This window comes from Bradyrhizobium sp. PRIMUS42 (genome assembly GCF_023006515.1).
Classification (GTDB): domain Bacteria; phylum Pseudomonadota; class Alphaproteobacteria; order Rhizobiales; family Xanthobacteraceae; genus Bradyrhizobium.
Window position 1 is genome coordinate 1 of record NZ_JALBGZ010000184.1, and the last position, 9,497, is coordinate 9,497.

9 protein-coding genes and 1 tRNA gene are annotated in these 9,497 nt (G+C 64.3%); 7 read left to right on the forward strand and 3 right to left on the reverse strand.

Annotated features, from left to right (window positions below; genetic code table 11):
- Window positions 1–379, reverse strand: a 379-nt coding sequence (locus tag MOV75_RS16070; protein WP_247006165.1) for an NmrA family NAD(P)-binding protein, incomplete at its 3' end; no start/stop codon positions are given.
- 151 nt (window positions 380–530) lie between these two features.
- On the opposite strand from MOV75_RS16070, the gene MOV75_RS16075 reads away from it, so the two are divergent.
- A tRNA-Leu gene (locus MOV75_RS16075) sits at window positions 531–617 on the forward strand.
- Between the two features lie 62 nt (window positions 618–679).
- Here MOV75_RS16075 and MOV75_RS16080 read toward each other — a convergent pair.
- Window positions 680–1,165, reverse strand: a complete 486-nt coding sequence (locus MOV75_RS16080) for a lysozyme inhibitor LprI family protein (RefSeq protein WP_246926494.1) — start codon at window positions 1,163–1,165, stop codon at window positions 680–682.
- 347 nt (window positions 1,166–1,512) lie between these two features.
- Window positions 1,513–2,784 carry an MFS transporter gene (locus MOV75_RS16085; RefSeq protein WP_246926495.1) on the reverse strand — a complete coding sequence of 424 codons (1,272 nt, stop codon included), beginning with the start codon at window positions 2,782–2,784 and terminating at the stop codon, window positions 1,513–1,515.
- A 418-nt stretch (window positions 2,785–3,202) separates the two neighbouring features.
- Here MOV75_RS16085 and MOV75_RS16090 point away from each other — a divergent pair, with 418 nt between their 5' ends.
- The 6 genes from MOV75_RS16090 to MOV75_RS16115 all read left to right on the forward strand — a co-directional run bounded on the left by MOV75_RS16090 (window position 3,203) and on the right by MOV75_RS16115 (window position 9,122).
- On the forward strand, window positions 3,203–4,720 hold the full coding sequence (locus tag MOV75_RS16090; protein WP_246926497.1) for a hypothetical protein: 1,518 nt from the start codon (window positions 3,203–3,205) through the stop codon (window positions 4,718–4,720).
- 35 nt (window positions 4,721–4,755) lie between these two features.
- Entirely contained in the window at window positions 4,756–5,304 is a 549-nt protein-coding gene (locus MOV75_RS16095; RefSeq protein ID WP_246926499.1) for a hypothetical protein, read from the forward strand.
- Window positions 5,305–5,501: 197 nt separating this feature from the next.
- Window positions 5,502–6,818, forward strand: coding sequence for a UbiA family prenyltransferase (locus MOV75_RS16100; RefSeq protein WP_247006167.1), 1,317 nt, complete (start codon window positions 5,502–5,504; stop codon window positions 6,816–6,818).
- Between the two features lie 103 nt (window positions 6,819–6,921).
- The gene (locus MOV75_RS16105) at window positions 6,922–7,536 is read left to right on the forward strand and encodes a ribonuclease D (protein WP_246926501.1); all 615 of its coding nucleotides are present in this window, start codon (window positions 6,922–6,924) and stop codon (window positions 7,534–7,536) included.
- Between the two features lie 135 nt (window positions 7,537–7,671).
- Window positions 7,672–8,400, forward strand: coding sequence for an LPS export ABC transporter periplasmic protein LptC (gene lptC / locus MOV75_RS16110; RefSeq protein ID WP_246926502.1), 729 nt, complete (start codon window positions 7,672–7,674; stop codon window positions 8,398–8,400).
- A 5-nt stretch (window positions 8,401–8,405) separates the two neighbouring features.
- Window positions 8,406–9,122, forward strand: a complete 717-nt coding sequence (locus MOV75_RS16115) for an LptA/OstA family protein (protein ID WP_246926503.1) — start codon at window positions 8,406–8,408, stop codon at window positions 9,120–9,122.
- Window positions 9,123–9,497 lie beyond the last annotated feature (375 nt).

Consider the following 9,497-nt stretch of genomic DNA (forward strand, 5'->3'; position numbering starts at 1 on the left):
ATTCGGCGTCGGCGCCGATCGCGGAGACATGGACCAGGGAGCTATCTGCGGAGGCGGCCGCCTTGGCGACCGTTTCGGCGCCCCTGGCCTGAACGGCGTCGAACGTCTGCGCGCCGGCTTCAGTGAGGACGCCGACCAGATTGATCGCGACGTGCGAATCACGCAGCGCCGCCTCGACCGAGGCCGGATAGCGCAGATTGGCCTGCACGGTGTGGACCTGCCCGACCCGGCCGAGTGGCTGGAGGAATCCGGCCAGTTCCGGCCGCCGGACCGCGACCCGGACCCGGTAATCGCGCTTGCACAGGGCGCGGACCACGCTGCGGCCCAAAAACCCCGATCCGCCGAAAACCGTGACGAGCGTGTCCAGATTCGATGTCATAGGAGCCATTCCTGCGGAAAAGAGTGCGTCTTGTCAGGCTTGTATCGGGCCGGTTTGCGATGCGCAATCGGCATCCCGAACCGGGCTTGAAGCATGAATTGACAACGGCGTCACCGAACCGTAGTAACCGCCTCCGTGCCCCAAACGGCATGCCCAGGTGGTGGAATTGGTAGACGCGCTGGCTTCAGGTGCCAGTGGCTTAACGGCCGTGAAGGTTCGAGTCCTTTCCTGGGCACCATCTTTGCCTTTCGATCCCTCGCGAAATCTGAGGGTTAGTGGGTCCTCGGTCAGGATCGCCTCTCAGTGCTCGTTGACCGAAGCGCCGAGCTTGATCAGGCTCAGCGAGCGGTTCGCGGTCTCGCGCAGGCGGCAGTAGCTCGCGCTGCCCTTGTACATGCCGGGCTCGACTTTGTCGAAGACCCCGCAGAAGCGATCACGCGACGCGGCGAAAGTCTTCTGGGATTCCTCGACCGCCTTGATCACGTCGGTGAATCCGCCGGCCTTAACGTTCTTTAGCGCCTCACTTGTTTTCTGCGTCCACACGGCGAGTTCGCGCGCCGCGCAGGCTTTCCATTTGGCGACGTCGTCATTCGCGCCATCTGCCGCTTTGATGCAGGGGTCGGCGACGAGCCCGACGCACGCGCCGCCGAAACCACCGGTTTTCTCCGCGGTCTTCAGGCAGGCATCGATCACTGCATGGTCGGCTGGCGCGGTGCCTTGGGCGAAAGCCATCGATGCGAGCGGGAGGCTTGCGGCGAACATCGCGGCGGAAAGTTTGAGCTTCATTGGAGATCTCCGTTCAGCGCATCGAAAATTTGAAACGCAATACGATTGCGAGCAAACGAAGCTCAGCAAGACGGTAGACCGGCGGGTGTGGCGGAAGCGCCGGACGGCGAGTGGGAAGGGGAAACGAGGGGGTATGCGGCTTTGGCTACGCCCTCTCCAATCGATGTCCTTGAATGCGTCTTGACCCGTCTTACGAGGTTTTCGACCGATAGGTGATACATGCAACTTTGGTCATGGAAGGCGCCGCGTTGGTTCACCTGAATGTGGAGCAGGATTGGATCTGCCTTAGATCGATAGAGATGGCGCTCTCGTCGCACGCGCGGGACAGGTACCTGTGGACCGTCCCCTCACACCATCCTCTTCCCCGCCCGCTCCGCCACCGCCTTCTGCACAAAATACATCATCACCAGCGTGACCATCGTCGTCGTGACGACGACGTAGCCGATCCGGTCGAAATGGATCAGGGAGCCGTCGGGCGCTTGCGCGATGATCGCGCCGGCAAGCACCGAGCCGAGGCCGCCGGAGAGCTGCTGGAGCGAGGCGCTGATCGCGCTGAAGGAGCCGCGCTGGGTGGAATCGGGAATCGCCGACATCAGGGCCTGCGACGGGATCATCCGTGAAAAGATGCCGACGAACATCAGCACGTTGACGGTGATCGCGGTCACGAGCGAGACCGGGCCGAGATGGGTGTAGATCAGCACCATGATGACGGTCATCACACAGCCGAACACGAAGGTCGGGTATTTGCCGAACGCATCGCTCGCCCTGCCGACCATCGGCCCCGTGACGATGCTGAACAGGCCGGAGACGAGATAGATCGTCGGCAGATGCGTGAGGTCGATGCCGAGATTGTACACGGTGAAGGCGCTGGAGAACGGCATCAACATGTAGCCGCCGGTCGCCAGCAATGTCGTGACGGCAAAGGCCAGCGTGTAGCGCGGCTCACCGATCGTCGCGACCAGGTGGCGGAACGGGTTTCTGTCCTGCCTCAGCTTCAGATGCGCATCGACCGGCTCCATCGCGAAGGCGATGATGATGATCGCCGCGATCGACACCACGACGATCGCGATGAAGCAGACATGCCAGCTCCAGTGATTGGCGAGAAACAGCCCCGCGGGAATGCCGAGCACCTGGCTCGCGGCGAACGCCGTCTGGACGAATCCCATCACGCGACCGCGCAGCTGTAGCGGGAATAGATCGGTGATGATGGCGAGCACCACCGAGCCGATCACCCCGCCGAACAATCCGGTCACGATCCGGCCGAGCAGCAGCACGTGGTAGTTCGGCGCCGCGGCGCACAGCATGGTGCCGAGCGTGAAGCCGACATAGAAGAACAGCAAGATGCGCTTGCGATCGAAGCGATCGGCAAAGCCGGCCGCCAGGATGCCCGACAGTCCCGCGCTGAACGCGTAGGCCGACACCGCGATGCCAAATTGCCCGGCCGTGATGTCGAGCGCGGGCATCAGGATGGCGCCGAGCGGCGACATGATGATGAAGTCGAGGATGATGGTGAACTGCGTGAACGCGAGCAGCGCAATGAGAAGCGCCTGATAGCGCGTGAAGCCGCGCGGGCGTTCCGATGGATCGTCGATAGGCGCAGCGAGCGTCTGTTCGGTCATGGATCTCGATTTCGTCGGGAGCGGGGAGAGAAACTGGCAGATGGGGTCGGCCGACACGATTTTCACGGGCGCACGGCCCTCGTTCCTGCCGAAACCTGAAGCTCGCGCCGGGTTGTGGAATCCGTGCAACAGCCCGCGATCCGACCAACCGTCCGGCGGCTTCGCGAAAAGCGTGCGTGGGTTGAGAAGCCTGGCGCCGGCCCCGCACCCCATGAATATGGGAGGACGCAATGCCGCGCGGTCCCTCGCGCATCCGGCGTCTTCCAAAGCCATGGACTGCATGCTTTGAGTGTCGCCGTGCCGCGCAAGCGTCAATTGTTTTGACGCAGTGGCGGCCTGGGGCTGGAAGTGACGGCGGTCTTCGATCCTCGTGCGCCACTTGCCGGTCGCAAGGTAGGAGGACGGGGTGGGGACCAACATGATGATTTCGTTGCGCGCGCGAATCGCCGCCTGTCTCGCGACGGCATTGCTTGCCGCGATCGCGGCCTGCGCCGGCGCGCCGCAAGCCCTGGCCCAGTTCATCTGCGTGGATGGTGCCCTATCCGACCAAGGCGCCAGTGCGGCGGGCTCAGGGGGTAATTTTGCCTGTGGGCCGTCCGCTTCCGCTGCCGGCAACGGCAGCAACAACTCCGCGGTCGGGGCCGGCGCTAACGCCAGCGGCGATAGCAGCTCCAATGGGGCCACGGGAAACAATGCCAACGCCAGCGGCAACAACAGCTTCAACAGCGCGACCGGAGCGGGAGCCATCGCCAGCGGTGAAGGCAGCAAAAACATGGCGTCCGGAAACAACGCGCAAGCCAGCGGTGACAACAGTACCAATATCGCGGCCGGCGCCGGCGCCAACGCCAGCGGCAACAACAGCGGCAATCTTGCGTCCGGGCTGACCGCCCTGGCCAACGGAGACAACAGCAGGAACGTTGCCACAGGGCGCAGTTCCAATGCCTCCGGCAACAACAGCAGAAATCTTGCGACCGGGTTTGTCGCCAGGGCTTACGGGGACGCCAGCGCCAACACCGCGACGGGGACCAACGCTAGCGCCTTCGGCAACGGCAGCAGCAACATTGCGACCGGCGTCAACTCCAACGCGACCGGCGACAACAGCTACAATATCGCGACCGGCCTGAATTCCAACGCGAGCGGGTCCGGAAGCAACAACGTCGCCACCGGCAACGCCGCCGTCGCGCTTGGCACCAACAGCTTCAACACGGCGACCGGCTATCTGGCGCATGCCCATGGCACCAATTCGGGGAACGTCGCGAACGGTGCGCAATCTGATGCCAGCGGCACCGGCAGCTTCAACACCGCCATTGGAACCGGCGCCAATGCGAGCGGAAACGGTGTCGCAAACACCGCGGTGGGCAACGGCGCCAACGCCACCGGCGCGAATTCGTCGGCCTTCGGCAATGGTGCATCGGCAACCTTCGCGAACTCAACCGCGATCGGCAATGGCGCCACGGCGACGCGCGCGAACCAGCAGGTTTACGGGACCGCGAGCAGTACCTACACGATGACAGGCGTCACCTCGGCCGCGAGCACGACCGCGCAGTCCGGGCCCGTGCAGCTCGTCACCACCGACGCTGCCGGCAATCTCGCCTCCACCTCGCTCAGTGCGCTCGGGTTTGCGAGCCCCGCGGATATCGCGGGCATCAACAGCCAGCTCGCAGGCATCAACGCCCGCCTCAACGACCTCGACGGCAGGACCGGTAAGGCGATCAACGGTGTCGCGATGGCCTTCGCGATGTCCGGCTCGCCCTGGCTGATGCCGTCCGAGAGGATCGCGATGAGCATGAACTGGGGGACGTTCCAGAACACCAATGCCCTCTCGATGAGCGCGGCGCTGCGCGTCAGCGAGCACGTCCAGGCCAGTGGCGGTCTGACCTATGGCACGAATGGCGGCGGATTGGGCGGCCGCGTCGGCATGCGCGTCGGCTGGTGAAGGCAGCAGGGCCGTTCCATGCAAAGGGTCGTTCCATGCAATTGATTGCGCGAGCGCTGATCGCACTGGCGCTGCTGCTGTCCTGTGCGAACGACGCGGCGATGGCTCAGCAGAAGACGCCTGAGCCGGCCCCGGCGCAGCCGTCGCTGCCCGTCACACTGGAGAAAGCGCTCTATCTGATCCGCTCGACACTGCTCACGCTCAACGATGCCAACCGCACGGGCAATTACACGGTGCTGCGCGACCTCGCCGCGCCCGACTTCCAGGCACGCAACAGTGCCGCCGATCTCGGGCTGAATTTTCTCGACCTGCGGCGCCGCAACTTCGACCTCTATGGTGCTGCATTGCTGGCGCCGCAATTCAGCGAGGCGCCCGCGCTCGATCAGCGCGGAATGCTGCGTCTTGCAGGCTACATTCCGACCCGGCCGCAGCAGATCCAGTTCGATCTCACGTTTCAGGTCGTGGCCGGGCAATGGCGTCTGTTCGCGATCGCGATCGCGACGCCGGACGCTGCAACGGCACAGCCGCAAGCCCAGGTGACCCCCGTCAAGCCGGCCGTGCCTGCGCAGAAGAAGATGCAATGAGCGTTTCTGGGTTCTATCTTATTGATAAGGCTGCATTTATCTCCGGATCGGCTGGCGCTCCCCCACTCTGTTCCCGCGGCTCCTGCAGCCCCGATTAAGCCGCCCTTAGCGAATGCCCCCTAGGCTCGCGGCCGTCCATTTCCCTGCTCCCCCGGCTGAATGCCGGTCATGTCGAGGTCACGAGAAGCGTTTTTCGGATGGAGCAGCCTGCCCGGCAGTACGAGTCTGGTGCACCGTCGGTAGCCCCGGCGGCTTCGAGGACGCTTGTCGTCGATCTCGAAGGCGCGCTGTTGCGCTCGGAGCTGCTGATGGAAGCGCTCTTCAGCAGGCCCGCCCTCATGCTCGCCCGTTTCGGTGCGGGCGGACGACCGGGCATGGCGGCGCTCACCGATATCCTGGCTCGGGCCGAGATCGACTACGCCCATCTGCCCTATGATTCCGATGTGCTGAACCGGGCGCTGGCGGCGCGCGCGCGGGGCGAGAAGATCTACCTCGTCGCGGATCGTTTCGCCGATCATGCCGCCGGCATCGCGACGCATCTCGGCTTCGACGGCGTCGTCACCCCGGCCGACCTCGCTGCGGGCAGCCTGCCGTTCGATCGCGCCTCCATCGAGCACATCGAAAATCGCGACAGAAGCAGAGCCAGCCTCAAGACCTGGGCGAAGGCGCTGCGCGTCTATCAATATGCCAAGAACACGCTGGTGTTCGTGCCTGTGATCACCGCGCATCAGCTGAACCTTGCCAGCTTCGGCTCCGCGTTGCTGGCGTTCCTGGCGTTCTCGGCCTGCGCATCCGGCGCCTATCTGATGAACGATCTGCTCGATCTCGCGGCCGACCGGCAGCATCCGACCAAGCGCCATCGCGCGCTCGCGGCCGGCGACTTGCCGATCTCGTCCGCGCTATTAGCGATCCCTGCGCTGTGGCTGTTCGCGGTCACAGCCGGCCTCTGCATCTCGCCGCTGTTCCTCGGCGTGCTCGGCGCCTATCTCGTCACCACGATCGCCTATTCGCTCGTGCTCAAGCGCAAGATGCTGGTCGACATCGTCACGCTCGCCGGTCTCTACACGCTTCGCATCGTGGCCGGCGCGGTCGGCGTCGGCGTGGTGCTGTCGGAATGGCTGCTGATCTTCTCGCTGTTCGTGTTCACCTCGCTGGCGCTGATCAAGCGCTTCAGCGAGCTCAGCATGCGCGAGAGCGCAGGCCTTGCCGATCCCTCCAACCGCGACTATCGCGTCACCGATCTGCAAATCATCGCCGCGATGGCGGCGGCGAGCGCGATGAACGCGGTGACCGTGTTCTCGCTCTACGTCTCCTCGAGCGCGGTCACGCCGCTGTACAGCCGGCCCTGGATGCTGTGGCTGCTCAACCCGCTGCTGCTCTACTGGTTCGGCCGCGCCCTGATGATGGCGCATCGCCGCGAGATGCCGGATGATCCGATTCTCTACACCTTCCGCGACGGCGCCAGCCGCATCACGGTCGCGGCGATGATCTGCATCATGCTGGCGGCGATCTGACCGAACCCCGCGCTTGCGCGGCCCGCCGGCAATGGCTACATCGCGGGCAATCCGAATTCGTTATTATGCCGACGCACCAATTCGACCCGAGGTTTGAAACGCCATGACCGTACGCCTGCATCGCGGCGACCTGCCGGACCTGTCCCGCTACACCGGAGCGGTGGCGATCGATACCGAGACCATGGGGTTGAACCCGCACCGTGACCGGCTCTGCGTGGTGCAGCTGTCGCCGGGCGACGGCAGCGCCGACGTGGTGCAGATCCCCAAGGGGCACACCGACGCGCCGAACCTGAAGGCGCTGCTGGCCAATCCTGAGATCACCAAGATCTTCCACTTTGCGCGGTTCGACGTCGCGGTGCTGTTCCAGACGTTTGGCGTCATGACCGGGCCGATCTACTGCACCAAGATCGCCTCCCGCCTGATCCGCACCTATACCGACCGCCATGGCCTCAAGGACCTCGTGCGCGAGGTGCTCAATGTCGATCTCTCCAAGCAGCAGCAGTCCAGCGACTGGGGTTCCGACAGCCTGACCGAGCCGCAGCTCGCTTACGCCGCGTCCGACGTGCTGCACCTGCATGCCCTGCGCGAGCGGTTAGATGCCATGCTGGTGCGGGAGGGTCGCACCGCGCTGGCCAAAGCCTGTTTCGACTTCCTGCCGACCCGTGCCCTGCTCGATCTCCAGGGCTGGGAGGAAGAGGACATTTTCGCGCACTCCTGAGCCCTCCTGGAGGGAGTTGTCGCCCCGTTTCGGACACTTTCGTAACAGCCTGTCGCGGGCTGCATATTCAGGCGCCGCCGGTTACAATGCAGCGCCCTTCAACCGGACCAGGCGAGCGACACCTCAGGAACTCAGGTGAATTCGGCCCACAATCCCACCTACGACGCCGCGCTTGCGGCGAAGTTTGCCAGCGCGGCGCGCCACAGCCGCCTGGTGCGGATTCTGCGCGTCTCGGTGCCGGCGACGGTGGTCGTGGCCATGGCCGTGATCATCTACGTCGCGTTCTTTAACAAATTCCGGATTCCGGAGCTGCCGCTCACGGTCGAAAACATGGTGGTGTCGGGCACCAAGATCACCATGGAGTCGCCGCATCTTTCCGGCTTCACGCCGGACCAGCGTCCCTACGAGCTCTGGGCCAAGACCGCGACCCAGGACATCACCGATCCCGATCATGTCGATCTCAAGGACCTGCGCGCGAAAGTGCTGATGGAGGATCAATCCACCCTGTTCCTAGATGCCCGCACCGGCCGCTTCGACAACAAGCAGCAGCAGCTCGATCTGCACAAGGACATCTTCCTGCGCACGTCCACCGGCTACGAGGCGCGGCTGAACTCCGCCTTCGTCGACATGAACAAGGGCACGGTCTCCTCGGACGAGCGCGTCGACGTCAAGCTGACCAATGGCACGCTGACCGCGGACAAATTGCGCATCACCGAAGGCGGCGACGTCATCCGCTTCGAGGGCAATGTGGTGATGCATCTGGACAAGCTGGATGAGCCCGCCGCCGCTCAGCCTGCGCCACCCGAGCCGGCGCCGCCGGCGAAGACACGTACGCCTCAGAACAAGTCTGCCAACTCAAGATGATTTTCATGATCAAGTCTTTTTCGCGCAGCGACCACAAGCGGTGCGCCATCATCAGCGCGGCTGCACTTGCAGTCGGCGTCGCGCTGGTCGCCGGCGGAGCGGCCCTCGCGCAGAGCACGATGCAGGGCGTGCCCAACGCGATGCAGGGCTTTTCGCAGAACCGCGACCAGCCGATCCAGATCGAGGCCGCCTCGCTCGAGATGCGCGACAAGAAGAAGGAGGCGACCTTCGCCGGCAATGTGAAGGTCGTGCAGGGCGACACCACCATGACCTCGAAGACGCTGGTGGTGTTTTACGAATCTGGCGGCGACAAGCCTGCGACGCCGCAGCCCGCACCGGCGAAGGGCGCGAAGTCGGCGCCGATGCAGTCGGCGCAGCCGGGCCCGGGCGGCAGCTCCTCGATCAAGCGGCTGGAGGCACGTGGCAATGTCGTGGTCACCCAGAAGGACCAGGTGGTGACCGGCGAGACCGCCGTGTTTGATACCAGGACCAATCTCATCACCATGCTCGGCGGTGGCGGCCAGGTGGTTCTGACGCAGTGCAAGAACGTGCTCCGCGGCGACCGTTTGATGGTCGACATGACGACGGGCGTGTCGCGGGTGGAATCCGACAACGGCCGGGTTCAGGCTCTGCTGCCGCAGGGCGGCGGCAATGATTGCGGTTCGGGCAAGCCCGGCGGGGCGCCGCCTTTGCAGTTGCCTGGTGCAAGTAAACCGAAATGAATTCAACGTCTTGGTTCGGATGCGACCGAACCGAGGTTGAAGCTTGGCCGGCGAGACTGTATCTAGCGCGCAGGGCTATCGAAGCGGGGTCCGCCGCTTTTCGGGCGTGTTTCACTGGGCATGAGACATCCCTTCACTCATGCTGCATCGGCGAATCGAAAGGCCGGTGCGGCAGATCGCGCGAATTCGCGCAGGATCGTCGCGAAAGGCTTAGAAGGCGGGGATGGTCGATCTCTTCAGCATGTTCCGTCGGCGCCCCGCCAAGCGCGGCCGGCGCAAAACCGCTGCCTTATCTGTTCGTCTGCGCCTTCATCGCCAATACCGCAAGCTTCGTGCTGCCGATCTCCAACCCCGCCAATCTCGTCGTGTTCGGCG

Bases quoted from the DNA above. Each gene is read 5' to 3' on its own strand.
- MOV75_RS16080 (WP_246926494.1), bottom strand. From the start codon at position 1,165: ATGAAGCTCAAACTTTCCGCCGCGATGTTCGCCGCAAGCCTCCCGCTC.
- MOV75_RS16085 (WP_246926495.1), bottom strand. From the start codon at position 2,784: ATGACCGAACAGACGCTCGCTGCGCCTATCGACGATCCATCGGAACGC.
- MOV75_RS16090 (WP_246926497.1), top strand. From the start codon at position 3,203: ATGATGATTTCGTTGCGCGCGCGAATCGCCGCCTGTCTCGCGACGGCA.
- MOV75_RS16095 (WP_246926499.1), top strand. From the start codon at position 4,756: ATGCAATTGATTGCGCGAGCGCTGATCGCACTGGCGCTGCTGCTGTCC.
- MOV75_RS16100 (WP_247006167.1), top strand. From the start codon at position 5,502: ATGGAGCAGCCTGCCCGGCAGTACGAGTCTGGTGCACCGTCGGTAGCC.
- MOV75_RS16105 (WP_246926501.1), top strand. From the start codon at position 6,922: ATGACCGTACGCCTGCATCGCGGCGACCTGCCGGACCTGTCCCGCTAC.
- MOV75_RS16115 (WP_246926503.1), top strand. From the start codon at position 8,406: ATGATCAAGTCTTTTTCGCGCAGCGACCACAAGCGGTGCGCCATCATC.